Source organism: Oceanobacillus sp. FSL W8-0428, assembly GCF_038004405.1.
Taxonomy (GTDB): Bacteria; Bacillota; Bacilli; order Bacillales; family Amphibacillaceae; genus Oceanobacillus; species Oceanobacillus sojae.
On the sequence record NZ_JBBORB010000001.1, the window covers coordinates 4,335,398 to 4,361,697 of the forward strand.

Consider the following 26,300-nt stretch of genomic DNA (forward strand, 5'->3'; position numbering starts at 1 on the left):
TTTATTTATCCAACTAGAGTAAGGAGTTTTTTTGCAAAGCCTGAATCTAGTATTGCTATAGCTACACGCTGCTCTTTCCCAATTGCCTGCGATAAGATATCCCGGTTATCAACAAATCGATATGGAATATTGTACGAGGTACATTTATCCGAAAGTTTCTTTTTTGTTTGCGGTCCAATATCTTCTGCCAATAAAACAAGCTTTGCACGACCTTTGCGAATATCCTTTATAATTGTATCTTCTCCTGTTGAGCATTTTCTTGCTCTGACAGCGAGACCAATGATGTTCAAATAATTAGGATTCATGTCAATCTCCCTCTACTAAAGCTTCTAACTCATCGTAGATTGTTGGACTTACTTCTGCGTTCAATATTTTGTTAAGCGCATTGGTTTTCCGAGCCTGTTCAATGACAGACTTATTCTTGGAAAGGTAAGCTCCGCGTCCATTTTTCTTACCAGTTACATCAACGGACACTTCTCCTTCTTTATTCCTCACAATGCGGATCAATTCTTTTTTAGGCTTCATTTCATTTGTAATAACACATTTTCTTTCTGGTATTTTTTTCTTCTTAGCCAAGTGAAATACCTCCTTATTCAAACAAATCTTCACTGTTGTCAGAATAAGTTTCTTCCTCTAACTCTATATCATCCAGTAAACCTTCTGCTCTTGCGTCGGATTCACTTTTAATATCAATTTTCCAGCCTGTAAGTTTTGCAGCGAGACGGGCATTTTGACCTCTTTTACCAATTGCTAATGATAATTGATAATCTGGAACAACCACTGTTGTTGCCTTCCCTTCCTCATCTACAAATACTTTTAATACTTTGGAAGGGCTTAATGCGTTTGATACATAAACAACCGGATCCTCGGACCACTCCACAATATCAATCTTTTCACCTTTTAATTCTGTTACAATCGCTTGAACACGCTGCCCTTTTTGTCCTACGCAAGAACCTACCGGGTCTATTTCCGGATCTGGAGCATGGACAGAAATTTTAGAACGATCTCCAGCTTCACGTGCAACAGATTTAATTTCCACAATTCCATCATAAATTTCTGGAACTTCCATTTCAAATAATCGTTTTAACAAGCCGGGATGAGAACGTGAAATATAGATTTGCGGTCCTTTACTTGTATTCTCAACCTTTGTCACATAAACTTTCAAACGATCATGGATATGATATTCTTCTGTCGGCATCTGCTCAGCCTCTGCCAGCTTTGCTTCAATTTTCCCAAGGTTAACATAGACGAAACGGGAATCCTTGCGTTGAATAATTCCTGTCATCACATCATCTTCTCTATCAATATATTCAGAGAAGATAACGCCGCGCTCTGCTTCACGTACCCGTTGAGTCACCACTTGTTTGGCAGCCTGTGCAGCAATACGTCCAAAATCCTTTGGTGTTACTTCTACTTCTATTATATCATCTGTTTCATAACTCGGATTGATACTTTTAGCTTCATCAAGAGATATTTCCAGCTGTGTATCCTCTACATTCGGCACGACTGTTTTTCTTGCATAGACAGCCATCTTCCCTGTAGTTTCGTTCAACTCTACCCGGACATTCGATGCAGATTTAAAGTTCTTTTTATAAGCAGAAATAAGCGCTGCCTCCAAAGCCTCCATCAATATATCCTTGTCTATTCCTTTTTCTTTTGCTAAATGATCAATCGCATCAAACAACTGCGTGCTCACTTTTTCTTTTCCCCCTTTTAATTAAAACATAACTGCAAGTCTTGCTTTTGCTACTTTTTCATAAGGTATTTCTACGATTTTTTTTCTTGTTTTAATTTTGTATTCAATAGAAACGGTACCGTTCTCCACATTTTGTAAAATACCTTCATATGTTTTTTCGCCGTCAATCTTTTCATATAGCTTTACAAAAACATTATTTCCAATGTTCTTTTTAAAGTCTTCCAGCGTTTTTAATGGTTTTTCTACTCCTGGGGAAGATACTTCCAGAAAATAAGCTTCTTTAATCGGGTCAGCTTCGTCCAATTTTTCACTTAACTGTTCAGAAACTTCACCACATTCTACAATGTCAATACCGCCTTCTTTATCAATATAAACACGCAGAAACCAGTTTTTCCCTTCTTTTACATACTCCATGTCAACTAATTCTAAATTTTTCTCTTCTAAAATTGGGTTAACTAATTCAGTTGTTATCTCAATTACTTTAGAACTCAAGTGTAAACCTCCTTTAACCATGTCCTCACACCTTCAATCAATATAAAACCCCTGCCTAAAATACGGGCGGGGGAAGCAGAGAGTCTTGTTTAGGCGAGGTATGAATAAAGAGTGGGTGTACACCCACTCTTTTCATTCGTACGTATCGAACATTCTAACCAAAAATAGTATAGCATATTCTATACCCCTTTGCAAACCACTAAATCAAGACTTTAAAGCTTTTTTCCGCTATATAATCCGCTTTTAACAAGAATAGTTTTCCCAAAATCAGGCTGATTTATCCGTAACTCATCTATAAAAAGGATTTCCGTCCTGCAATCATTGCAATTGACGGAAATCCTTTGGTTTAATGAAGTCTTTCTTATTACTCAAAAATAAACCTGCAGAACGCTTCCTAGAATAAAGAAAGTTGATTTTTCTCTTCCATGCCTTCCAGACACCCGTGATTGTCCAGATACTCCAGCACGGTTTTAGAGATTTTACTTCTTTCTCTTAAATCTTCCTTGGATAAGAATTCTCCCTCTTCACGTGCTTTTACAATATTTAGAGCAGCATTCGTGCCCAATCCGTCTACTGCATTAAAAGGAGGCAGTAAAGAATCACCGTCAACAATAAATTCTGTTGCACTTGATTTATATAAATCTACCTTTTTCAGAGATAAACCACGTTCACACATTTCTAATGAAATCTCTAAAACTGTCAGTAAGTTTTTCTCTTTTGGAGAAGCATCATTCCCTTTATAGCTGATTTCTTCCATCCGCTTGCGAATAGCATCGGATCCTTTAATCATCGTATCTAATTCGAAATCATCCGCACGGACTGTGAAATATGCAGCATAGAAAAGAATCGGATGGTGAACTTTGAAATAAGCAATCCGTACAGCCATTAAAACATAAGCTGCGGCGTGAGCTTTCGGGAACATGTATTTAATTTTTTTACAAGATTCAATATACCAGTCAGGTACATTGTTTTTCTTCATTTCATCGATCCATTCATCCTTCAATCCTTTTCCTTTACGGACGAACTCCATGATATTAAACGCCATCGAAGGCTCTAACCCTTTATGCATTAAATACACCATAATATCATCACGGCACCCGATTACATCTGGAAGCTTACAGGTCCCATTATCAATAAGCTCCTGTGCATTACCAAGCCATACGTCTGTACCATGAGACAGACCGGATATAATTAGCAGCTCTGCAAATGTTTTAGGTTTCGTATCTTCAAGCATTTGCCTAACAAATTTTGTACCAAATTCAGGCACTCCCAAAGTTCCGGTCTTACACTGGATCTGCTCCGGGGTAACACCTAATGATTCTGTACCGCCAAAAATTTTCATGACCTCTTCGTCATCCGTCGGAATGGTTTTTGGATCAATGCCGCTTAAATCCTGCAGCATGCGAATGACGGTCGGGTCATCGTGTCCAAGTATATCCAGCTTCAGTAAGTTATCGTGAATCGAATGGAAATCAAAATGCGTTGTCCGCCACTCACTATTCCGATCGTCTGCCGGAAACTGGATTGGCGTGAAATCATAAATTTCTTTATCATCCGGGACAACAATAATTCCCCCGGGATGCTGGCCAGTTGTTCTTTTTACTCCTGTACAGCCTTGCACAAGACGATCAATCTCCGCATTTTTATAGACGAGCTGGTGATCAGAAGCAAAGCCTTTCACATAGCCGTAAGCTGTTTTTTCAGCGACAGTTCCGATTGTTCCTGCCCGGTATACACTGTCAATCCCAAATAGTTCTTTCGTATAGTTGTGGGCTCGCGGCTGATAATCTCCCGAGAAGTTCAAGTCAATATCAGGCACCTTGTCCCCTTTAAAGCCTAAGAATGTTTCAAAAGGAATATCCTGTCCATCTTTTTTCAGTGCTTCTCCACATTCCGGACAATTTTTATCTGCCAAATCATAACCGCTCGCTACAGAACCGTCTGTAAAGAATTCAGAGTGTTTACAGCTTGGGCAAACATAATGTGGGGGGAGCGGATTAACTTCTGTAATTTCTGTCATGGTTGCAACAAAGGATGAACCGACAGAGCCACGTGATCCTACTAGATAACCATCATCCAATGACTTTTTAACAAGCTTATGGGAAATTAAATAAATAACGGCAAATCCATTTCCGATAATACTTTCGAGTTCTTTTTCCAATCGGCTTGTAACAATTTCCGGTATTGGCTCTCCGTACACTCTTTTAGCCATGCTGTAGCACAGATCGCGCATTTCCTGCTCTGCACCTTCAATGTTCGGTGTAAATAAGCCATCCTGAATCGGCGAAATATCCTCTATTTCATTTGCCAGCTGCTGGGTGTTTTGAACAACAATTTCTTTTGCCTTCTCTTTTCCTAAAAAGGAGAAAGCCCCAAGCATTTCGCCTGTAGTACGGAACGGTGTATCAGGCAGCGTTTGCCTGTTTAATGGATTACCAGCCTGCGATTTTATTAAAATCTGACGGTACTGCTTATCAATATCCTGCAAGTAGTGAACATTTCCGGTTGCTGTTACTAATTTGCCCATCCGGTCGCCCAGATTCACAAGCTTCCGTAATATATCTACTACCTGTGCTTCATTTTGTACTAAATCCTTATCTATTAAATGAACGTAGTTACTTGGCGGCTGTACTTCAATATAATCATAAAATTCAGCGACCTGCTCCGCCTCTTCCTCTGATTTTTGCATCATTGTTTCAAAGACTTCTCCTCTATCACAGGCAGTACCAATCAGCAGTCCCTTACGATATTTTTTCAGGACAGATCTTGGCAATCTTGGCTCGCGGTAGAAGTAATCGATATGGGCATGAGAAACGATCTTATAAAGGTTTTTCAGGCCTTCCTGCGTCTGCGCTAAAATTGTACAGTGAAAAGGTCTGGAGCGCTGATAGGCATTATTTTCGCCCATATGGTTATTTAAATCCTGATGATTGGTTATTTCTTTTTCAATTAACCGTTGAACAAGTTTCCATAATAAATAACCGGTCGCTTCTGCATCGTAAATAGCACGGTGATGCTGTGTCAATTCAATATCCATATGCTTACACAATGTATTCAGACGGTGATTCCTAAGTTCCGGAAGCAGGAATCTTGCCAATTCTAAGGTATCTATCACCGGGTTGGCTGCTTTTTCATAGTCAATCCGTTTAAAACCCTGATTTAGGAAGCCCATATCAAAGCTTGCATTATGTGCTACCAGAATATCTTCTCCCATCCAGGCATGGAAATCTTTTAATACATCACCGACTTCTGGTGCATCCTTAACCATATCGTCTGTTATACCAGTTAAATTCGTTGTCGTCTCCGAAAGCGGATGATGCGGATTAGCAAATGACTCGAATCGATCAACAATTTCGCCATCATGCACCTTGACAGCAGCTAATTCAATAATCGTATCATAAACTGCTGAAAGACCTGTTGTTTCCACGTCAAATACAATATAGTTTGCATCTTTTAACACGTGGTCGCTTTCATTATAAGCAATTGGAACACCATCATCGACAAGGTTTGCTTCCACACCATAGAGCACTTTAACCCCATGTTTCTTGCCTGCATAATAAGCATCAGGGAAGCCTTGTACACCAGCATGATCTGTGATAGCTACAGCCTGGTGTCCCCACTTACCCGCCTGTTCGACTAAAGCTTCCGGAGAAACAACCGCATCCATTTGACTCATTGTGGTATGTGCATGCAGCTCTACTCTTTTTTCATCTTCAGGTGCCTCGTCCTGCTTTTCTCTCACTTGAACCTCGTGAATATCCTTCGCCATCATTGCCAGCTCATTGGTATACATATCGGTCTGAATGCTGCCGCGGGCTTTTACCCACATACCTTTCTTAACAGATTGAAACTTGCTGACATCCTCATCGCCTTTGGAGAACATTTTAATTTGCAGGGAATCTGTATAGTCTGTTGCTTTTATAATTAAAAGACTGCGTCCTGATCTCAGCTCTCTAATCTCTGAATCAAATACATATCCTTGTACCGTAATACGTCTTTCTTCTTCCAGAATTTGATTCATTTCAACCGGCTCATCCTGAATCTTATAACCGATTGCCAACGGCTGGTTCACCGGTACATCTTTTTCTTTATCCCGTTTTTCTTTTTCTTGAACGGTTTTTTGAACAAGTGCCTGGTCTTCTTTCGCTTTATTATCCTGAAATACCTGCATTTCTTCCTGATTCGCTTTTACTTCTAAATCAATAGCATAAGGCTTGGAGCCAATGCGATAACAAAATTGACTGAAAGCCGGCTCCAGTCTTTTTTTCAAGATATTCGATTCCGTCTCATTTCTGGAAGTTAACATAATTTTATTATCTGTAATTTTTGGTGTTTGCTGCATAATCATTTCCTGATGTGCCGGTGAAAATGTTGTTGTTGCTAAAAAATGCTTCCAGTAAACGCCAATATCATTCTCACTGCATTGTTTATTATCTGTATGTAGTGTCAGCTCTACCTTCTCAGCAATCGATGAGAAGCTTTTTTGCAAGGATTGATACAGATATAGATATTCATCAAAAGGAAGAACATCCTCAATATATATATAGAAATGCCATTTTTTTTCTTGCTTATAAACCTCTACTTTTTCTAAATAGCTTGAGGCAAAATACTTCTGAATTGATGTTTCAGATAACTGAATTTGCTCCAGTAATAATTTCATTTTTTCTTGCTTGGAAATACTCATTTATGTCCCTCCAATTGTAGATGGATTTGTGACTACACAGGAAGAAAAATTCTCCTATAAGTTAAAAACTCGCTATACTTATTATATTAATTCGTACCTCTTAATACAAAGGAATGATTTGATTAAAAATCAAATCGTTTAATAAGAGCCCTTCCGGGAGTACACTGTACCGGGTTACACTGGATAATCATATCTTCCTTATTCTATTTCTATTCTGTATAAATGTCCTGATAGGAATCGTATAATTCAATAATCTGCTCATATACAAACAGGAAACCCTTGTCTATAAATCGACAAGGGTAACTTATTTAGATTTACTATTTTATTTTACAGGAATAGACGTTGAATGTCATTCCATGTGACAACAATCATTAATAGCATCAATAATGCAAATCCGACAAAATGGAAGACACCTTCTTTTTCGGGTGCTATCGGTTTTCCTCTGACCGCTTCAATTAAAACAAACATCAATCTGCCGCCATCTAAAGCCGGAAGAGGAACTAAATTAATAATCCCTAAATTAATGCTTAACATAGCAGTCCACATTAAAAAGTTCGAAAAACCAGATTGAACAACCTGATCGGTTGCATCATAAATTCCTACCGGTCCAGATAAAACATCAATGGAAAGCTGACCCGTTACTAACATGACCAAATTAGTAATAATAAGTTTGGTCGTTTCATACGTTCTTTCAAATCCAAATTTTAACGTGCCAAGGATATCTTTTTCATAGGCTGCCAATACTCCAATTTGACCAACCTCAATAGGATCACCTTTTTCATTAACTGCCTCAACTTCCGCTGGCACAACAGTTAATTCATGCTCCGTATCTCCTCTGGAAATGACCAAATCCAATTCCTGACCAGGGCTTTCCCGTACAATATCTGTAAACTGTTCCCAAGTTGAAATGGACTGATCTCCTATTTGAGTAATAACATCATTTTCCTGAAGTCCAGCTTCTTCTGCAGGACTACCTGATTGAATTTCACCCATTTGTGCCTGCTCTACCGGTACGCCCTGGATAAGCCCCATAAGCAGAAAGATAAAGATAGCCAGTACAAAATTCATCATTGGCCCTGCAAATAGCTGCATAGCTCGCTGTCCGACCGTTTTGGATGCAAATTGTCTATCAAAAGGAGCAATCTGTGTCTCCCGTTCATCAACGACAAACATTGCTTTACGGTCTACATCAAAATGAAGCTTCGTATCCTCGTCGTCCTGCTCATAACCTTCAATAATCAGTTTATGATCAAGGTCAACATTCTCCACCTCAATCGTGCGGGCGTTAGGATGCTTTGATTTGTTATTCACAATGATTTTTGCTACTTTTCCATCATTGTTAAATTCCAACCCAATATGATGTCCTGGTTTTAATTCAACAATTTCCGGATCGTCTCCAGCAACACGGACATAGCCGCCTGCAGGGATTAATCTGATTGTATAAAGCGTCTCGTTTTTAGTGAAGGATAATATCTTTGGTCCGAATCCGATTGCAAATTCACGAACAAGCATCCCTGCCCGTTTTGCAAAGATCAGATGTCCCCACTCATGGATAGATACGAGTACGCCAAACATTAATATAAATGCAATAACAGTTGTCATGACAGCACCTTCCTTTTGTAAAGGTAGAAAGAGGTTATTAAAACTTGGTTTCCTGCAATAATATTACATAACAATAATTTACTTTTTTATAGCATAGAACCTTAGACAAAAGACTATGCATTTATTTTTTTAAGCAGGAACAGAATATAAATGCTTACTTGTCCCATAATTTTAAAATAAAAGGTTGTTATGTATCAAGAAAAGAAAGCTCTTCACCTAGTATATTCGGGTAAGTCGGTTTACTTTACCGATTCTACAATATTCGCTTCAATATGTTAAAAAAAGTGAATAAAATGTAGTAATGGAAAAACAAAAAGCATGCTGTCAAATCGATCTAGAATACCACCATGCCCAGGCAGAATTTTCCCTGAATCCTTCACATTATAAATACGTTTAAATGCAGATTCCACCAGATCACCAATTTGTCCAAAACTTGAAGCTATAACAGTAACAATAATAAGAGTCAGCCATGACTGATCAAAAGGTTCTATCAGATGAAAAATCACAGCAACAATTACTGCTACAAAGATGCCTCCCACAGCGCCTTCGACAGTCTTCTTAGGGCTGATTGTAGGCCATAATTTATGTTTTCCAAGTTTGCGTCCAAATAAATAGGCTCCTGTATCCGTCGCCCAGATGATACAAAATGCGAACAGTATATTTCTCAGTGCATTTTCTCCATCTCTGGTCTGCAATAAATAAAAGAATCCTAATCCAACATAAAACGCTGCGAGGATAACAAAACCAACCTGATCAAAGGTAAACTCATTTTTCACAAGCACCGTATACGCTAATAAAACAAAAATAATAACAGAAATCAATTCATACTTCGTGAACCATTCTATATTAGTAAAAAATTCATTAGGTAATAAAATGACCCATGTTAATAAAGCTGATAAAACATATGGAAAGAAGTTCTTATCTGGATGCCGCATCCGGATTAATTCAAATAACCCGATTGTAGCTAACAGATAGACAAAAATGGTAAACGGCAATCCACCAATAATAATGATTGGCACAAATATAAGTAGAGCCACTATAGCTGTTATCGTTCGTTGCTTCATTAAATCATCATCACCTTATATACCTCCATATCGTCTTTTGCGCTGCTGATATGCAAGTAATGCTTCATGGAATGTTTCTTCTGTAAACTCTGGCCAGAGCTTATCCGTAAACCAGAATTCTGTATATGCAAGCTGCCAAAGCATAAAATTACTTAAACGGTATTCGCCACCAGTCCGGATTAACAGATCCGGATCCGAAACACCATTTGTATATAGATGCTTTGAAAATGCTTCTTCATCTAAGCTGTCAATATCTATGTTTTCTTCTTTCAATTCTGTTGCAATCTGCTTGACTGCTTTTAAAATTTCATGACGACTGCCGTAATTAATTGCAAAATTTAAAATTAACCCATCATTGTTCTTCGTTTTTTCCATTGCATAGTTTACTGCTTCCTTCGTATAGCCAGGCAACGACTGAAAATCGCCTATCGTCTGGATACGAACATTATTTTCCATCAAGCTTGGTAAATATACATGCAAAAATTCTTTTGGAAGTTTTAAAATATATTCCACTTCTTGTTTTGGTCGTTTCCAGTTTTCTGTTGAAAAAGTATAAAGCGTTAAAACCTTCACATTTGCTTTCACTGCGGTTTTAACGATTTTGTTTACCGTAGATACACCTTCTTTATGACCAGCAAACCTGGGTAATCCCCGTTTTTGCGCCCATCTCCCGTTCCCATCCATGATGATAGCAACATGATTAGGAGCATTTTCTTCAGAAAGTGAATCAGATTCTTTTGGTTGTTTTGATAAAAAAGGAATTTTAATAGACATTTTCCGTCCCCCGAATGGTTGTTTGTTCATAACCCTATTCTTATTTTTAAAATGCGTGTGCAAAGAGAAATCAAATTAATTTTGAACTTCTCATAAAAGAATAAGGGATGAAAGGCATGACCATGCCAATAAATATTATGACTGTATCCAGTTTAACATGTATTATACGAACATGATTGCCAGTGGTATTAATACAAAAACCCCCTTTAATAAGAGGGCTTAATGGCATCTTACTACGTTAGCAGAAAACTGTCACCTTTAAACAAAAAATTTTTGCCAGGATTTATACGACGAAGGTTAATAGAAATGAAGTATTCCTTCTATTACACTTCCATAATTTCATTTTCTTTTGTGTTTGCTAAATCTTCAATTTGTTTGATAAAAGTATCCGTAGTTTCTTGAACATCATCTTGAAATGCTCTTAAATCATCTTCCGTCATATCGCCATTTTTTTCAGCCTTCTTTAGCTGATCATTTGCTTGACGGCGCAGATTTCTAATTTGTACACGAGATTCCTCAGCATACTTTCCAACAACTTTTACTAAGTCTTTTCTTCTTTCCTGTGTAAGTGCAGGAATGTTGATGCGAATAATGTTCCCGTCATTCGATGGAGAAAGACCCAAGTCTGCTTTTTGTATTGCCTTATCAATATCACCTATTGCAGATTTATCATATGGTGTAATTGTTAATAACCTTGCTTCTGGAGCACCGACCTGAGCTAATTGATTAAGTGGTGTGGAAGCACCATAATAATCAACATAAACATTGTCTAAAAGGCTGGGATTTGCGCGCCCAGCACGAACAGAGGCTAAATTTTTTGAAAAAGCCTGAACTGCCTGAGCCATTTTTTCTTTCATATCTTTAATTACTGATTCTGACATTCTTAGTTCCCCCTTATCGTTGTTCCGATATTTTCACCTTGAATAACTCGTTTAATGTTACCTTCTTCCATAATAGAGAAGACAATTAAAGGCAAGTCATTATCCATACATAATGAAGAAGCTGTAGAATCCATAACACCTAATCCTTCATTTAACATTTCTAAATAGGTAAGAGAATCATATTTCTTTGCTTCTTTGTTAATTTTAGGGTCATCTGTATAAACACCATCAACATTATTTTTTGCCATTAAAATAACTTCTGCTTCAATTTCTGCTGCTCGTAATGCCGCTGTCGTATCTGTAGAAAAATAAGGATTTCCAGTTCCGGCAGCGAAAATAACAACACGCTTTTTCTCCAGATGGCGAATCGCTTTCCGCCGTATGTATGGCTCAGCAACCTGCCTCATTTCAATAGAAGTTTGCACTCTGGTTTGTACACCAATTGTTTCCAGACCATCCTGCAGGGCAAGTGAGTTCATAATTGTTGCAAGCATACCCATATAGTCAGCTGAAGCTCTATCCATTCCCATTTCTGATCCTACTTTGCCGCGCCAGATGTTTCCGCCGCCAACAACTACAGCAACTTCTACACCAAGATCCACAATTTCCTTAACCTGTTTTGAAATGGATTGAATCACTTTAGGTGAGATTCCGTAGCCTTCATCTCCACTTAATGCTTCTCCACTTAATTTTAACACAACTCTATTATAATGTGCTGTCGTCATAATAACCTCCAGAGAAAAAATGTATTTAGATTAGATTATATAGTTACAAAAGAGGGAACAAATTAATGTCCCCTAATTTGTAAAACTTATTTTTTAATTTGGCTCATTACTTCTTCCGCAAAGTTATCTTCGCGTTTTTCCATTCCTTCGCCTACTTCATAGCGAACGAACGCTTTTACAGAAGCGCCTTTATCTGCAACATATTTTTTCACTTTTTGGTCTGGGTCTTTTACAAAGCTTTGTTCTAAAAGAACAATCTCTTCAAAGAATTTACCTAAACGGCCTTCAACCATTTTTTCAACGATTTTTTCTGGTTTACCTTCGTTTAATGCCTGTGTCTTAAGCACTTCACGCTCACGGTTTACTTCTTCCTCTGCAACTTCTTCACGAGATACGTAACGAGGATTGATAGCTGCTACGTGCATAGAAACGTCTTTAGCTACATTTTCATCAGTAGTGCCTTCTAATAAAGAAAGTACGCCAATACGCCCTCCCATATGAAGGTATGCACCAAAAGCATCATTATCTGTTTTATCTAATACAGTGAAACGGCGAAGAGAGATTTTTTCTCCGATTTTAGAAACGACACTAGTAATTGCATTTTCAACTGTTTCAGAACCGTCTAAAAGATTTTGCTGTAAAGCTTCTTCAACAGATGCAGGATTATTCTTCACAATATGCTTTCCAAGATCCGCAAGTAATTGCTTGAATTGATCGTTTTTTGTAACAAAGTCTGTTTCACAGTTTACTTCAATAATTGCAGCTCTGTTTCCATCAACCTCAATATGAGTTAATCCTTCAGCTGCAACACGGTCTGCTTTTTTAGCAGCTTTTGCCATACCTTTTTCACGAAGAAAATCAATTGCTTGTTCCATATCTCCGTTCGTTTCTGTTAGTGCTTTTTTACAATCCATCATTCCAGCACCTGTTTTTTCACGTAATTCTTTAACCATTTGAGCAGTAACTGCCATGTTAATTCCTCCTTAAAATATTCGATTATACAAGCTGAATTTCTTTCCTAAGAAAAACCAAGAAAATCGCTTGGTTTTTAACATACTGATGTTCTTGCCAAGGAGATGTCCGCTGCGACGGTTTTCGATGGGACGAGTAATCGCAGCCCCAGAAGAAATACACGGAGACTCCTGTGGGAATGCGCAAAACGGAAGGAAGTTCGGTTAAGTTCGCGACATCCTGTCGCAACACCGAACTGACATACGTCCTGTATGCCTCCGCAGGAAAAAAGTGCTCTTCTTTTTTTCGAGGAGGCTGAGCTCAAGCCCACGGAAAGCGTAGTGTATTTCTGGGGTTGCGATTACTCACCCCATGAAAACCGCTGGAGCGGCTATCCTCAACATTTTATACTTTCTTACTCTTTGAAAAAAGGGTGATAAAAGGCTTCTATCCTCTTATCACCCTCACCTTTTAAAAGATTACTCTTTGGAAGCAGCTTCTTCAGCAACTTCTGCTTCTAATTGGTCTTGTTCAGAAACAGGTTCTTCTGTTTCTTCACCTTGTTTTACTTCCAAAATAGCATCTGCCATTTTTGAAGTAAGAAGTTTCACTGCACGGATTGCATCATCGTTTGCAGGGATAACATAATCGATTTCATCCGGATCACAGTTTGTATCAACGATTCCGATGATTGGAATGTGTAGTTTATGTGCTTCTGCAATTGCAATACGCTCTTTACGAGGATCAATTACAAATAAAGCATCAGGAAGTTTTTTCATTTCTTTAATTCCGCCTAGGAATTTAACAAGACGATCTTTTTCTTTTAATAAATTTACTACTTCTTTTTTAGGAAGCACTTCGAAAGTACCGTCTTCTTCCATTTTTTCAATATCTTTCAAACGATTGATACGTTTGCGAATTGTTTGGAAGTTAGTTAACGTTCCGCCTAACCAGCGTTGGTTTACAAAGAACATTCCAGAACGGATTGCTTCATCGCGCACTGAATCCTGAGCTTGTTTTTTTGTACCGACGAAAAGAATTGTACCGCCGTTTGATGCGATTTCCTTAACGTAGTTGTATGCTTCATCCACTTTTTTAACTGTTTTTTGTAAGTCGATGATATAGATGCCGTTACGCTCCGTAAAAATGTATTTTTTCATTTTTGGATTCCAACGACGAGTTTGGTGACCAAAGTGTACACCAGCTTCTAGCAATTGTTTCATTGAAATTGCTGCCATAATAAATTCCTCCTAATTGGTTGTATTCCTCCGCATTTATCTTCTTTATAAGAATACTGTCATTTCAGCACCAATCTTATAAATCCAAATGCGTGTGATTTTTATCTAACTAATTTATAGATAGACTATTTACACCAAAAGTTACTATACCATAACCTTCCTATGTAAGCAAGTAATTTCTATGACTTTTTCTGATACATTTTGATAATTATTTCAGCTTCTGTTTTTCCACAGTTTAATTTTTTAGCAATATCATCTATTGTTTCACCATTCGTATGAAGCTGAAGCACTTTTGCTTCTAAGGAGGTTTCTACTTCATCCTGATATGCAGCTGATTGAGGAATTTCAATATCAGGCCATTCCATCTCTGATTGTGCATCATTTTCTTTATTTTCTATTTGAGGCTTTAAAGATTCTGGTTTTACTTTTTCATTATTAAACGGCTTTTTATCTGGCTGCTTCTCTTCCACTAAGAGATTTTGCAATGTCCTGTTTTCCCTCTGAATTTCTTCCAGTGTCTCTTTCAATATCTTTTCCGTCTGTTTATTGCCGCCGGCGTTCTGTCTGTCTTTTAATAATAAATAAATAGCTAAAATGGAAATGCCGTGTAATAAAAAGCTGATCATCCATAATAATGTTGACATATACATTCCCTTCCATACCTGCTTTATATTAAATCTGGCTGATTTTCTGAAGCGTTGTACGTAATTTAACAATACTTCGTTTATGAATTTGTGAAATTCGGGACGTCGTTAAGCCCAGAACCTGTCCAATTTCCGTAAAGGTTAACTCTTCCTGATAAAAAAGACTGATTACAAGCTGTTCTTTATCATTCAGTGACTTGATGCCTTCTATTAATTCCTGCTTCCATTCTTCCTGGATAAGCCGGGCTTCCGGCCTTAAATCCGGTTTATCTGTTACGCTGTAGCCAATGCCTTCTTTGAGGTCATTCTCATGCCCTTTCGGCTTATCTTCAATAGAAAGCATGTTACTCATTACTGCATCCCGTAATGTGGTCTCTACGTCTTGTACAGTCATTCCAGTAATTTCAGCAATATCTTCCGGCTGCGCCTCCCGTTGATATTTTTGCTCAAAAGCTTCACTTGCCTGTTCTACTTTTTTTGTTTTTTCACGGATAGACCGGGGCAGCCAGTCCTCTTTTCTTAAGCCGTCCATAATCGAACCTTTTATTCGAAATGAAGCATATGTATCAAACTTCAAATCACGTTTCAATTCAAATTTGTGCAACGCATCATAAAGTCCAAGCAGACCATAACTGCGTATTTCCTCACGGTCAACACTGTTCGGCAGTTGACTTACAATTCTTTCCGTGTGAAAGGAAACAAGATACATATAGTTTTCAATAAGTATATTTGCTGCTTCATTATCTTGACTGGTCATCCATTTATTCCATAACGCTTGCTCTTGTGAAGGGTCCAATGAACTCAAAGAATGACACGCTCCTTTCAAATCGGTTAAATCGTATAAATATCATGATTGCGTTTTCTAATCGAAAGCCTTGACGTTTCTGGATCAAATTCAATTGTTCTTCCCAGATTCCCGCCAACGTCTGAGGAAACAATTCTTATATTTAATTTCCGAAGTGCTTCCTGTACAGCTTCTATATTTTTGTCACCAATTCGCATAAAGCTGGTTCCCTTTCCAGCTTGAAACATTTGAGCCCCGCCGGCCATTTTAGCTTTAATATCTCTGGCGCCCTGGTCCTGTAACATTTTTAAAAGCTGTGGAATGGCAGTATCTGCATATTTCATAGGATTAGAATTAGCTGCTCTTGCCTGATTAGAGTCTGGCAGTAAAATATGTGATAATCCCGCTATTCTGCGTTTCTCATCGTATAGTACCGTACCGACACAGGAGCCAAGTCCTAAAGTGCGAATCGTATTGGGGTGTTGAACTGTTTTCGTATCTGCAATACCTACATTGACAATCGTTTTTGTAGTAGTCATATTAATTCCATCCTAATTTGGCAAAGAGCTTTTGAAAGGATTCTGGATCAGGAATAAACAGGAAATTACCTTTAATATTTTCATGATTTTCTTCCTCTTGCCTTATTTCCGTATCAATAATAATTGCATAGTCAGTCACTTGAGAAATTTCTAATAGCCCCAATGTCATAATAGCACCTGCCATATCTATTCCCAGATGGGGCACAGAAGGCTGCAGATTCATCCCTGTAAAATCAGATAGTGCTGTAAGATAAGATCCTGTTAAAATATTTCCGATTTCACTTAATGCAGACATAGCAATTTCTAATTCAGTTCCATTTGTTTGTTCAGATAACCGGAATTGATCGTTATGAGTCAGCTTTTGTACCAGATACTCCGCCTCATCAATTTCGACGACAATGGCCATCACACCAGTGATTTCACCTTCTATCTGAAACATTAATCCGACAATGGGCTGTTCCGGGCCGCCAACTAATTCAATGACTTCATTAAAATCAGCAATCTCTACACTTGGAACCATCATGTCTATTTTTTGTCCAAGCAGCATCGACAGAGATGTCGCAGCATTTCCAGCACCGATATTACCTATTTCCTTTAAAATATCCTTTTGAAAAGTAGTTAATTGAAATGCATCCATGATTAATCATCCGTCTCTTTTGTCTTTATTTCTTCTAAATTTAATAACTTATAAATATCTAATAAAATAATAAGACGGTCATCAAAATTAACAACAGAATGCATATATTCTTTTTTAGCCATGCCAATTGTTTCCGGCGGTTCTTCCAAAAGACCGGACGGGATGTCTAAAACGTCATTGGCATTATCTATAATCAAGCCTACCTGCGTATCATCAATTCTGGTAATAATAATCTGGTCATCTGTACCATGTGCCTTCTGTTCCCCCAGGCGAATTCGCAGGTCTATTACAGGAATAATCTTTCCTCTTAAATTAATAACACCTTTAATGTAGCTTTTCTCGTGTGGAACACGGGTAATCGGCAACGATGTCTCGATAGATTCCACAAAGTTCACCGGTAAACCGTATTCACTGCCATTTAAATCAAAAATAATTGTTTTTTCCAGTCTTTCTGTAGTTAACTGTTCTTGTTCCATTCCAATCTATCCCTTCAAGTTATTTAGTCTACAAGATTGCTCAGCTGGCTGGCCATTTGATTCAAAGGTACTTGATAATCAGCTAACCCTTCATTGATAATTGATTTGGGCATTCCATAAACAATTGCCGTCTCTTCTGTTTCAGCAATAGACAATACATGTGGATTGGCTTTTTTCAGCTCTTTCAGACCGAGTGTTCCATCATTTCCCATTCCTGTTAAGACACATGTAATAATTTGATAGTTCTTCAACGCACACAAAGAGCGGAATAAAGTATTTACAGAAGGGCGATGTCCGTTATCTGCCGGTTCCTGGTTTAAAGAGACAATTAACGCCATGCCACTGCTCTTCACTTCCATATGATATCCACCAGGCGCGATATAAACAGTTCCCTTTTTCATTAACTCCCCGTGCTCTGCCTCTTTTACGGTCACCTTACTAATTTGGTTCAACCGTTCAGATAATGATGCTGTAAATCCAGGGGGCATATGCTGTACAACTGCCACAGGTGCACGAAGATTTTTTGGCAAAGCGGTAATCACTTCCTGCAACGCTCTGGGACCCCCGGTGGACGTTCCAATTGCAACTAATCTTTTAACGTTGAGTGATGGCTTCTCAGACAGGCTTATCGGCTGCCGAATATGCTCTATTGGTACATGCTTTTCTGCATTATTTATTTTTTTATGTACTTTGACTGCAGCTGCAGTGTATACTTTATTGCAAATTTCTTTTTCTACCGTTTTTATATCTAATGAAATAGCGCCAGACGGCTTTGTAATAAAGTCAACAGCACCAGTGGAAATGGCCTGGATGGTCTGATCTGCGCCTTTTCTTGTTTCACTGGAAAGCATAACTACCGGGGTAGGACATTGTTCCATAATCTGTTTTAGAGCTTCTAAACCATTAAGCTTCGGCATTTGAACATCCATCGTAATTACGTCAGGATGCAGTTTTTTTACTTTATTTACACCGTCCAAACCATGAACGGCTGTTCCAACAACTTGAAATCTGCCATCCTCTGTTAAAATTTCTGAAATCATTTTTCTCATAAATGCAGAATCATCTACGACAAGTACATTAATCAGAGTCATTCTCTCACCTCTCCATAAAATGTTTTATCCGCTCCATGAAACTGCCAGACTTACGTAAAGGCCCGCTTGTTTGATTTACATAGGTATGCAGAATTGAATCTACAGCTTTAGAAGCCTTTGTTTTCGGATATAGTATAGTATATGGTTTTTGATGCATTACTGCTTTCATAACATTTCCGTCTTCTGGAATGAACCCCAGACCTTGGGCTTCTCCATCTAAGAAACGGTGAATAATGGTATGAAAATTATTTAAAATATTTTGCCCATCCCTGCTATTTCTTGAACGGTTTAAAATAGTGTAAATTGGCATATCTGCCTGATTTAATAAAATATGCTTTATCATCCCATATGCATCTGTAATAGAAGTAGGCTCGGGTGTGGTTACGATAAAGCATTCATCTGCTGACATGATGAAAAATAACGCCGTTTCTGTAACACCGGCCCCCATATCAAACAGAACATAATCATATTCTCTTAATGTCAGCTCCAGCCCTTGATAAAAAATAGCTTTTTTATGCTGATCTATCTCTAAAAAGTCACGCAGACCAGAGCCCCCGGGAACGTAGTCAACGCCGTAGTTGCTTTTTACAATAGCATCTTGAATGGAGATTCGATTATTTAAAACATCTGCTATAGAATGCTTTGTCTGCATACCAAGAAGCAAATCAATATTTCCCATGCCAACATCCAGATCAAATACTAAAATACGATGTTTTTCTTTTGCAAGTTTAATAGAAAAATTCAAAGTGAAATTTGACTTTCCTACACCACCCTTACCGCTGCATATGGCTATCGTTTTCGCTGCTCTGTGCGGAGCAAGCTGGTTTCTTAGTTTTTCAGCCTGATCATAACTCATTGTTCATCACCTGCAATAAAACGACTAAGCTGCTTTATTGTTGGATCGACCATATCCTCCGGAACATCCTGACCATTTGTTATATACCCTATCCGAATGCCTGAATAACTTGATACCGCATTTAGGATATTGCCGTATTGTTCTGTTTCATCCAGCTTTGTCAATATAAGGCCATGTATTCCAATCGCATCAAACTTCCCGTAAATATCCAGAAAATCTTTCGGCTTTGCAGTCATGGACAAGACAAGATAATTTGTTACCTCGTCAGGGTTTATCCAGCCTGCTAAATCGTTTAAGTAAGCATCGTCCCGATAATTTCTGCCTGCTGTATCTACTAAAATCACATCATAGTCCTGTAATTGTTCTATATACTTGCGATATTCTTGTTTATTATAAGCCACTTGTACAGGTATATGAAGAATCTTCGCATATGTTTTCAGCTGTTCAACAGCTGCAATCCGGTACGTATCCAGCGTAATAAACGCTACTTTTTTATTCTCAGCTAGTTGCATCCGTGCAGCAATTTTTGCAATAGTGGTCGTCTTCCCTACACCAGTTGGTCCAACAAATTGAATCACCTTATGATTATAGGTGAAGCCTAATTCCAGACCTTCTAAACGTTTTTCTATCTTTTCGTGAACAGCTTGCTTTAATGTACTTGAATCTTCTTGAGAGGCAGTTCCTGGGTCGTTTCCTTCCTTCACGATATTCAAAGCAATATCAGGAAGTACTTCCTGCTGTATTAAGCCATCATAGATTATCTGTTCCTCTGGCGTTAACCTGAACTGCAACTGTCTGCTTTGCGCTTCTAACAGTTTATAAACTTGTTCCATTTCTTTAGAACGCGGAGCATCTTTTATTTCTTCCCGGACCATTTCTTTCTTAAGAACAGGAGCTTCCTTTCGAATTGCAGCTTTTTTAGCAGGTTTCACCGGCTCTGGATCATAACCGGCAACAACCTCGATATAATTTTTTTTAAAGAGCCCTAAGATACCGCCTGATTTAATTTGTCTTGATTGTAAAATCACTGCATCTGTGCCAAAATCTTTTCTAACTTGCTTCATCACTTCCGGCATAGATGGAGCTTTATATTTTTTTATTTTCATGCGATATTCACCACCCCAACGCTTTGTACCTCAACAGTAGGTTCTAATTCATTATACGACAATACAACAACTTGAGGTAAAAACCGGTCTAACAATTGTTTTAAATACATCCGGACTGCAGGAGAGCAGATAATAATAGTTGTTTCTTCCTGTAAGGATACTTTTTCAGCTTCTTTATGAATTGCTTGAATAATAGCCTGCTGCTGATCTGGATCTAATGATAGATAATTTCCATGCTCTGTTTGTTGAATATGGTCAGCAATTGCTTTTTCGACTTTGCCGGAAACAGTAATTACCTTTAACAAGTTATCATCTTTCACATAGCTTTTTGTAATTTGTGATGCCAATGCTTGTCTAACGTATTCTCCTAAAACATCAGTATCATTTGTCAATTTAGCAAAATCAGCAAGCGTTTCAAAAATCACTGGCATATTTCGAATAGATACACTTTCTCTTAGCAGTTTTGCCAATACTTTTTGAATATCACCAATAGATAAAGGTTCAGGAGTTACTTCTTCCACTAAAATTGGGTTGGTTTCTTTTAAATGATCGATAAGCTGTTTTGTTTCTTCTCTTCCCAAAAGCTCAAATGCATGCTTCTTGATAACTTCTGTAAGATGAGTGGACACAACTGAAGGTGGATCAACCACTGTATAACCAGACAATTCTGCTTCATCTTTTACATTTTCACTAATCCATTTTGCCGGCAGACCAAAAGCCGGCTCTTTCGTATCAATTCCCTCTACATCATCCTCTAAAAAGTCAGGTGCCATTGCTAAATAATGATCCAGCATTAACTCCCCGCTGGCAACCGTGTCACCTTTTATCTTTAATTGATATTCATTCGGCTGGAGCTGTATATTATCCCGTATTCGGACTACTGGTATGACCATCCCTAATTCAATAGCAAGCTGTCTCCGAATCATAATTACTCTATCCAGCAGATCACCGCCCTGAGATGTATCGGCTAAAGGAATTAACCCATAACCAAATTCAAATTCTATCGGATCCATATTTAAGAGATTTATAACATTCTCCTGCTGTTTTAAAGCAGTTGATTCCGTTTCTTCTTCCTCTTCTTCTGTAACCTCTTCTGGTTCCGTCGTTCTTTTTTCCATCCAATAGCCGCTAAAAGCCAGGAAGGCTGCAAGAAGCGTAGTTAAGAAAAAGTTTATCGGTGTTAGACCAAGCAAGAAAATAGCTCCTGCTGCAATATATAAAAGCTTTGGGAACTGCAGCAGCTGATCTGTCACATCAGCGCTTAAATTACTTCCTCTGGCGGACCTTGTAACAACAATCCCGGTTGCGGTTGAAATTAGCAATGCTGGAATTTGGCTCACCAGGCCATCCCCGACAGTAAGTCTCATAAATAAATCAACAGATTCCTGCATGGACAGACCCATTTGCACAACACCAATAATCATTCCAAAAAGAATATTGATAAGAACAATAATAATTCCGGCTATGGCATCTCCTTTTACGAATTTACTTGCCCCATCCATGGATCCATGGAAATCTGCTTCATTTTCGATTTTTTCCCGTCGTTCCTTTGCCTGACTTTCCGTAATTAAACCGGCATTTAAATCAGCATCGACACTCATCTGCTTCCCTGGCATCCCGTCAAGGGAGAACCTGGCAGCTACTTCAGATACACGCTCTGCACCCTTGGTAATAACAATAAAATTAATAATAACCAAAATAATAAATACGACAAATCCGACTAAAGGATTGTTTCCAATTACAAAAGAGCCGAATGTTTCTACGACTCCTCCTGCATCACCTTCAGAGAGAATGGCCCGGGTCGTTGACACATTTAAAGCTAACCGGAATAATGTCAAAAGCAAAATCAGTGTTGGAAACACCGAAAACTGCAACGGTTCCGTTGTATTCATTGCCACTAAAATAACAACCAATGCAAGTATTATATTAATTAATATGAGAAAGCTTAAAAGTCCTCCTGGCATTGGTATAACCAGCATGACAATTACTAGTATAACGCCTAAGAGAACCGCAATATCCCGGACTTTCATTTCCATTCTCTCCTAACTTCTTACGCTTTTTTCTCCATTTGATAAACATAAGCAAGAACTTCTGCAACCGGCTGAAAGTATTCCTCTGGAATGACTTCGCCAATTTCTGCTGCTGCATATAATGCTCTTGCCAGAGAACGATTTTCTATCATATGTACATTGTGTTCCTTTGCAATTTCTTTGATACGCTGCGCAATGCTGTCCGTTCCTTTCGCAATAATAAACGGTGCCTCTGCCTTTGCTTCATCATATTTAATTGCAATTGCATAGTGGGTGGGATTTGTAATAATAACATCCGCGCCTGGAACTTCACTCATCATTCTTCTTGTTGCTATCTGCCGCTGTTTTTCTTTCATTTTTGATTTAATTAAAGGATCCCCTTCAACATTTTTATACTCATCTTTAATATCCTGCTTGGACATACGAATGTTTTTCTCAAAATCATACTTTTGATACATATAATCTAAAACACCTAAAAAAATTAATAAAGCAATAGCCGAAAATGCCATTATTGCTGTAACCCGTGCAAAGAATCCCAATGCTCCCTCTGCATCTAAAAAAGCTGTCATGAGCATCTGATCTTTATTCATCCAAATTACTGTAAATGTTACCGCACCAACCAATGTAATTTTTAATAAAGATTTTAAAAACTCCACTAACGCACGTATGGAAAAAATCCGTTTTGCTCCTTTAATAGGATCAATTTTTTTCAAATCAAACTTCAAGGGCTCTGTTGTAAATAAGAACCTGACCTGAAGCAGGTTAGCAGCCAAACCGGAAATAATGGCAATCAGCATGATGGGAGCAACCATTAAAACTGCTTGAAGAAATGAATCATTAAACATCGTTTGAATCGAATTATTAGTCACTTCCCAATGAATGTATTCCGTAAATGATTTTTTATAAAATCCTGTCATATACTGAAGTATATAACCGCCAAAAACAAACAAATCGATAAAACATCCAAGCAGCAGGACGGCTGTATTTATATCCTGACTTTTGGCAATCCGCCCTTTTTTGCGTTCATCCTGTCTTTTCTTTGGAGTGGCTTTTTCTGTTTTTTCACCCGCGAAAAATTGTAAGTCTAATGTCAAAAACACATTAAGCACCTCCAAATAAAGCCATTAATTCCACCATTACACGATACATTGCCTCAAAAACATATTGTAATAAGCCTATGTAAAGTGCGAGAAAAACAAGGATTGCTGCAAAGCTCACAAGAATTTTTATTGGCAAGCCGACAACAAAAACATTCATTTGCGGTACCGTACGCGCTACGATCCCCAAAGCAACATCTACTAAAAACAAGCAGCCTACAATGGGGATAGCGATTTGAAAAGCAATGAGGAACATCGTATTAAATGTCGTCAGTACAAGCTCAATAATACTCTCTTCGCCAAATGGGATAAATTGATCTAATGAAATATAAGAAAAGCTGTTCATCATTCCATTTAAAATCATATGATGGCCGTCTACAGATAAAAGAAATAATAACGCAATAATATAAAAATATTGACCTGTCAATGGACTTTGTGCACCTGTTTGCGGGTCTACAACATTGGCAATAGCAAAGCCCATTTGGAAATCAATAAAACCGCCGGCAACTTGAATAGCAGATACTAAAATAAACGCAATTAATCCAATACAAATACCGACAAGCGCTTCTTTCACCAGCAGAAATATATATAAATCATTCAGGGCAACATTACCGATGTCCACTGAGGAAATTAAAATGATTGTCAGAAAAAAACTGATTCCTATTTTAAATTGAACCGGAACTGACCGATAAGAGAACAGAGGCATAATTACAAAGAATGCCATAATACGAACAAAAATCAGAATGAATGCCGGAACAAGATTCCAGTTTATAATATCAATCATTCGTACTACCCTATATATTGATTAATATTCATATATAAATTGGAAGTGAATTCAACGATTGTCGTTAACATCCATGGTCCGAAGAATACTAAACCAAGTAACACTGCTAAGATTTTTGGAATAAATGCCAATGTCTGTTCTTGAATTTGTGTTGTTGCCTGAAAAATACTTACAAGTAGTCCGACTGCTAAAGCCAGCAGCAGTAACGGGACTGTTATTAACAAAATTGTAAAAATCCCCCGTTCAGCCAGGGTTAATACCAATTCACTACTCATTGATTCTACTCCCTTCAATGAATCTCATCTAAAAACCACCGAGTAGTGACTGCGTAATCAAATACCAGCCATCCACCAGTACAAATAGTAATATCTTAAACGGCAATGAAATCATTACCGGCGGCAGCATCATCATCCCCATTGACATAAGAATACTTGCGACAGCCATGTCAATAATTAAAAATGGGATAAATATCATAAAACCCATCTGAAATGCTGTTTTTAATTCACTGATTGCAAATGCAGGAACTAAAGTGGTTAAAGGGATATCCTGTACGGTTTCTGGAGGTTCTGCCTCTGTATAACGCATGAATAATTGCAAATCCTTCTGTCTTGTATGCTGTGCCATAAATTCCTTTAAAGGAACACTTGCATTATCATAAGCTTCATCCAAGGTAATCTCCTCAGCAAAGAGCGGCGACAAACCTTGCTCATAGACTTCTGAGAAAGTCGGAGCCATGATAAAGAAAGTCAAAAATAACGCAATACCAATGAGCACCTGATTTGGGGGCATCTGCTGCGTTGCTAAAGATGTACGTACAAATGACAATACAATAATAATCCGTGTAAAGCTGGTCATTAAAATTAAAATTCCCGGAGCCAGAGAAAAAATCGTTAATAACAGCAATAGCTTCACTGATGTTGCTATATTCGTTGGATCAGAACCTGAAAATATATCTATAAATTCATTCATTTAAATCGTCCTTATGCTTCTTAATAAGATCTTGGCGATTTTTGCGGATTGACTGCAGCTCCCTAGTAAGTAATTGATTAAAGGATTTGTCAGATGACTTACTAGATTTTTCATTTTTTCCTTTTGAAAATAAGGATAAGGTATCCGGATTCTTTTCTTCCGATTGATCAATCAGCTGTTCAATCGTTTCAGGATCATCGATTTCCTCTAACAGCTCCACATTATCTCCAACACCAATAAGATAATATCTGTTTCCAACACGGATAATTTGCACAGATTTATTTGCTCCTACAGATACTCCACCCACATTGCGCAGGAGGCCTGGCTGCTGATTAAACCCATTTCTTTTTCCTAAAAGCTTTAATACGATATAGACTAACCCCAGTACCAGAGCCAGACCAACAATTAACCGGACAATTTGCCAGCCCATCGATGTATTTGAAGAATCATCTTCTATCAAAAATCCACTGTCATTTTCCAGGATACTGTCTTCCTCATTCGTATCCGGCTGCTCATTATCCATATTTTGTTCATCGTTACACTCCTCACCATTTTCAAGGCAGTCTAACACATTTGTTTCTGCGCTTATACTGACCGGGAGCAATATAAAAAACAACACTCCCGCTCCCAGTACAAATATACGCCATGATTGCTTCTTCAATCTCGTCAACTCACTTTTTAAACACACTTGGGGAGTAAATACATCCCTGTGATACCCCTTCACTTCATACGGGTGGACGCTGTCCCCCATTCATTAGTGAGAAAAGATATATCCGTCTCACTAAATGAAGTTTACTTATCCAAGTGCTTTTTGAATAGCTTCAATAACACGTTCTGCCTGGAATGGTTTAACAATAAAGTCTTTTGCTCCGGCTTGAATAGCATCAATAACCATGGCCTGCTGTCCCATTGCTGAACACATAATTACCTTTGCTTCTGGATTTACTTGAAGAATTTCTTTTAAAGCTGCCAACCCATCTTTTTCTGGCATCGTAATATCCATGGTCACTAAATCAGGTTGACTTTCCTTAAATTTTTCAACAGCTTCATTACCGTCTTGTGCTTCAGCAACTACTTCAAAATCATTTTTTGTTAAAATATCCTTAATCATCATTCTCATAAAAGCTGCATCATCTACGATTAAAATCTTTTTGCTCATTTTTTTCTCTCTCCTCATTAT

Annotated in this window: 27 protein-coding genes; all 27 read right to left on the bottom strand. The window is 38.0% G+C overall.

What is annotated here, in order from left to right; genetic code table 11:
* Positions 1-5 precede the first annotated feature (5 nt).
* A complete protein-coding gene (locus MKY30_RS20880) occupies positions 6-305 on the bottom strand; it encodes a YlxQ family RNA-binding protein (protein ID WP_077601201.1) in 300 nt (99 codons plus the stop codon).
* Position 306: 1 nt separating this feature from the next.
* Positions 307-576 (bottom strand): RNase P modulator RnpM, encoded by a 270-nt coding sequence (rnpM, locus tag MKY30_RS20885; protein WP_077601200.1) that lies wholly within the window; start codon positions 574-576, stop codon positions 307-309.
* Between the two features lie 13 nt (positions 577-589).
* Positions 590-1,696 (bottom strand): transcription termination factor NusA, encoded by a 1,107-nt coding sequence (gene nusA / locus MKY30_RS20890; protein WP_147209518.1) that lies wholly within the window; start codon positions 1,694-1,696, stop codon positions 590-592.
* 21 nt (positions 1,697-1,717) lie between these two features.
* A complete protein-coding gene (gene rimP, locus MKY30_RS20895; RefSeq protein ID WP_147209519.1) occupies positions 1,718-2,188 on the bottom strand; it encodes a ribosome maturation factor RimP in 471 nt (156 codons plus the stop codon).
* Positions 2,189-2,582: 394 nt separating this feature from the next.
* Entirely contained in the window at positions 2,583-6,872 is a 4,290-nt protein-coding gene (locus MKY30_RS20900; protein ID WP_341085262.1) for a PolC-type DNA polymerase III, read from the bottom strand.
* 327 nt (positions 6,873-7,199) lie between these two features.
* A complete protein-coding gene (gene rseP, locus MKY30_RS20905; protein WP_147209521.1) occupies positions 7,200-8,474 on the bottom strand; it encodes an RIP metalloprotease RseP in 1,275 nt (424 codons plus the stop codon).
* Between the two features lie 275 nt (positions 8,475-8,749).
* Positions 8,750-9,538: a phosphatidate cytidylyltransferase gene (locus tag MKY30_RS20910; RefSeq protein WP_147209522.1), complete on the bottom strand. Its 789-nt coding sequence runs from the start codon at positions 9,536-9,538 to the stop codon at positions 8,750-8,752.
* A gap of 15 nt (positions 9,539-9,553) precedes the next feature.
* On the bottom strand, positions 9,554-10,312 hold the full coding sequence (locus MKY30_RS20915; RefSeq protein WP_147209523.1) for an isoprenyl transferase: 759 nt from the start codon (positions 10,310-10,312) through the stop codon (positions 9,554-9,556).
* A gap of 323 nt (positions 10,313-10,635) precedes the next feature.
* Entirely contained in the window at positions 10,636-11,193 is a 558-nt protein-coding gene (gene frr / locus MKY30_RS20920) for a ribosome recycling factor (protein ID WP_147209524.1), read from the bottom strand.
* Positions 11,194-11,195: 2 nt separating this feature from the next.
* Complete coding sequence (gene pyrH / locus MKY30_RS20925) at positions 11,196-11,918, bottom strand: UMP kinase (protein ID WP_147209525.1); 723 nt, start codon at positions 11,916-11,918, stop codon at positions 11,196-11,198.
* An 86-nt stretch (positions 11,919-12,004) separates the two neighbouring features.
* Complete coding sequence (gene tsf, locus MKY30_RS20930; protein ID WP_147209526.1) at positions 12,005-12,889, bottom strand: translation elongation factor Ts; 885 nt, start codon at positions 12,887-12,889, stop codon at positions 12,005-12,007.
* A 459-nt stretch (positions 12,890-13,348) separates the two neighbouring features.
* Positions 13,349-14,107, bottom strand: a complete 759-nt coding sequence (gene rpsB / locus MKY30_RS20935; RefSeq protein ID WP_077601189.1) for a 30S ribosomal protein S2 — start codon at positions 14,105-14,107, stop codon at positions 13,349-13,351.
* A 179-nt stretch (positions 14,108-14,286) separates the two neighbouring features.
* Positions 14,287-14,751 carry a DUF6115 domain-containing protein gene (locus tag MKY30_RS20940; protein ID WP_147209527.1) on the bottom strand — a complete coding sequence of 155 codons (465 nt, stop codon included), beginning with the start codon at positions 14,749-14,751 and terminating at the stop codon, positions 14,287-14,289.
* A gap of 28 nt (positions 14,752-14,779) precedes the next feature.
* Positions 14,780-15,556 carry a FliA/WhiG family RNA polymerase sigma factor gene (locus tag MKY30_RS20945; protein ID WP_147209528.1) on the bottom strand — a complete coding sequence of 259 codons (777 nt, stop codon included), beginning with the start codon at positions 15,554-15,556 and terminating at the stop codon, positions 14,780-14,782.
* Between the two features lie 26 nt (positions 15,557-15,582).
* Positions 15,583-16,074: a chemotaxis protein CheD gene (locus tag MKY30_RS20950; protein ID WP_147209529.1), complete on the bottom strand. Its 492-nt coding sequence runs from the start codon at positions 16,072-16,074 to the stop codon at positions 15,583-15,585.
* A gap of 1 nt (position 16,075) precedes the next feature.
* A complete protein-coding gene (locus MKY30_RS20955) occupies positions 16,076-16,711 on the bottom strand; it encodes a chemotaxis protein CheC (protein WP_339282372.1) in 636 nt (211 codons plus the stop codon).
* A gap of 2 nt (positions 16,712-16,713) precedes the next feature.
* On the bottom strand, positions 16,714-17,187 hold the full coding sequence (locus MKY30_RS20960; RefSeq protein WP_147209531.1) for a chemotaxis protein CheW: 474 nt from the start codon (positions 17,185-17,187) through the stop codon (positions 16,714-16,716).
* Between the two features lie 23 nt (positions 17,188-17,210).
* A complete protein-coding gene (locus MKY30_RS20965; RefSeq protein WP_341085266.1) occupies positions 17,211-18,278 on the bottom strand; it encodes a protein-glutamate methylesterase/protein-glutamine glutaminase in 1,068 nt (355 codons plus the stop codon).
* Positions 18,279-18,282: 4 nt separating this feature from the next.
* Complete coding sequence (locus MKY30_RS20970; protein WP_156986086.1) at positions 18,283-19,134, bottom strand: AAA family ATPase; 852 nt, start codon at positions 19,132-19,134, stop codon at positions 18,283-18,285.
* The gene (flhF, locus tag MKY30_RS20975; protein WP_341085269.1) at positions 19,131-20,240 is read right to left on the bottom strand and encodes a flagellar biosynthesis protein FlhF; all 1,110 of its coding nucleotides are present in this window, start codon (positions 20,238-20,240) and stop codon (positions 19,131-19,133) included. The genes MKY30_RS20970 and flhF overlap by 4 nt, the downstream gene beginning before the upstream one ends.
* On the bottom strand, positions 20,237-22,270 hold the full coding sequence (flhA, locus tag MKY30_RS20980) for a flagellar biosynthesis protein FlhA (protein WP_147209535.1): 2,034 nt from the start codon (positions 22,268-22,270) through the stop codon (positions 20,237-20,239). The genes flhF and flhA overlap by 4 nt, the downstream gene beginning before the upstream one ends.
* Positions 22,271-22,290: 20 nt before the next feature.
* Entirely contained in the window at positions 22,291-23,370 is a 1,080-nt protein-coding gene (gene flhB, locus MKY30_RS20985; protein ID WP_341085271.1) for a flagellar biosynthesis protein FlhB, read from the bottom strand.
* 1 nt (position 23,371) lies between these two features.
* Positions 23,372-24,151 (bottom strand): flagellar biosynthetic protein FliR, encoded by a 780-nt coding sequence (gene fliR, locus MKY30_RS20990; protein WP_339282375.1) that lies wholly within the window; start codon positions 24,149-24,151, stop codon positions 23,372-23,374.
* Between the two features lie 5 nt (positions 24,152-24,156).
* A complete protein-coding gene (fliQ, locus tag MKY30_RS20995) occupies positions 24,157-24,426 on the bottom strand; it encodes a flagellar biosynthesis protein FliQ (protein ID WP_040980134.1) in 270 nt (89 codons plus the stop codon).
* A gap of 28 nt (positions 24,427-24,454) precedes the next feature.
* Entirely contained in the window at positions 24,455-25,120 is a 666-nt protein-coding gene (fliP, locus tag MKY30_RS21000; protein ID WP_077601177.1) for a flagellar type III secretion system pore protein FliP, read from the bottom strand.
* Positions 25,113-25,781 carry a flagellar biosynthetic protein FliO gene (gene fliO, locus MKY30_RS21005; protein WP_198048623.1) on the bottom strand — a complete coding sequence of 223 codons (669 nt, stop codon included), beginning with the start codon at positions 25,779-25,781 and terminating at the stop codon, positions 25,113-25,115. Before fliO ends, fliP begins: the two co-directional genes overlap by 8 nt.
* Positions 25,782-25,916: 135 nt before the next feature.
* Positions 25,917-26,279 carry a response regulator gene (locus MKY30_RS21010; RefSeq protein ID WP_147209539.1) on the bottom strand — a complete coding sequence of 121 codons (363 nt, stop codon included), beginning with the start codon at positions 26,277-26,279 and terminating at the stop codon, positions 25,917-25,919.
* Between the last annotated feature and the right edge of the window lie 21 nt (positions 26,280-26,300).

Bases quoted from the DNA above. Each gene is read 5' to 3' on its own strand.
- tsf (WP_147209526.1), bottom strand. From the start codon at position 12,889: ATGGCAGTTACTGCTCAAATGGTTAAAGAATTACGTGAAAAAACAGGT.
- MKY30_RS20910 (WP_147209522.1), bottom strand. From the start codon at position 9,538: ATGAAGCAACGAACGATAACAGCTATAGTGGCTCTACTTATATTTGTG.
- flhA (WP_147209535.1), bottom strand. From the start codon at position 22,270: ATGAAAGTCCGGGATATTGCGGTTCTCTTAGGCGTTATACTAGTAATT.
- MKY30_RS20940 (WP_147209527.1), bottom strand. From the start codon at position 14,751: ATGTCAACATTATTATGGATGATCAGCTTTTTATTACACGGCATTTCC.
- MKY30_RS20960 (WP_147209531.1), bottom strand. From the start codon at position 17,187: ATGGAACAAGAACAGTTAACTACAGAAAGACTGGAAAAAACAATTATT.
- rseP (WP_147209521.1), bottom strand. From the start codon at position 8,474: ATGACAACTGTTATTGCATTTATATTAATGTTTGGCGTACTCGTATCT.
- MKY30_RS20880 (WP_077601201.1), bottom strand. From the start codon at position 305: ATGAATCCTAATTATTTGAACATCATTGGTCTCGCTGTCAGAGCAAGA.
- rpsB (WP_077601189.1), bottom strand. From the start codon at position 14,107: ATGGCAGCAATTTCAATGAAACAATTGCTAGAAGCTGGTGTACACTTT.
- pyrH (WP_147209525.1), bottom strand. From the start codon at position 11,918: ATGACGACAGCACATTATAATAGAGTTGTGTTAAAATTAAGTGGAGAA.
- MKY30_RS20965 (WP_341085266.1), bottom strand. From the start codon at position 18,278: ATGACTCTGATTAATGTACTTGTCGTAGATGATTCTGCATTTATGAGA.
- flhF (WP_341085269.1), bottom strand. From the start codon at position 20,240: ATGAAAATAAAAAAATATAAAGCTCCATCTATGCCGGAAGTGATGAAG.
- MKY30_RS21010 (WP_147209539.1), bottom strand. From the start codon at position 26,279: ATGAGCAAAAAGATTTTAATCGTAGATGATGCAGCTTTTATGAGAATG.
- frr (WP_147209524.1), bottom strand. From the start codon at position 11,193: ATGTCAGAATCAGTAATTAAAGATATGAAAGAAAAAATGGCTCAGGCA.
- MKY30_RS20900 (WP_341085262.1), bottom strand. From the start codon at position 6,872: ATGAGTATTTCCAAGCAAGAAAAAATGAAATTATTACTGGAGCAAATT.
- MKY30_RS20950 (WP_147209529.1), bottom strand. From the start codon at position 16,074: ATGACTACTACAAAAACGATTGTCAATGTAGGTATTGCAGATACGAAA.
- fliR (WP_339282375.1), bottom strand. From the start codon at position 24,151: ATGATTGATATTATAAACTGGAATCTTGTTCCGGCATTCATTCTGATT.
- fliQ (WP_040980134.1), bottom strand. From the start codon at position 24,426: ATGAGTAGTGAATTGGTATTAACCCTGGCTGAACGGGGGATTTTTACA.
- MKY30_RS20970 (WP_156986086.1), bottom strand. From the start codon at position 19,134: ATGAGTTATGATCAGGCTGAAAAACTAAGAAACCAGCTTGCTCCGCAC.
- MKY30_RS20955 (WP_339282372.1), bottom strand. From the start codon at position 16,711: ATGGATGCATTTCAATTAACTACTTTTCAAAAGGATATTTTAAAGGAA.
- MKY30_RS20915 (WP_147209523.1), bottom strand. From the start codon at position 10,312: ATGTCTATTAAAATTCCTTTTTTATCAAAACAACCAAAAGAATCTGAT.
- fliP (WP_077601177.1), bottom strand. From the start codon at position 25,120: ATGAATGAATTTATAGATATATTTTCAGGTTCTGATCCAACGAATATA.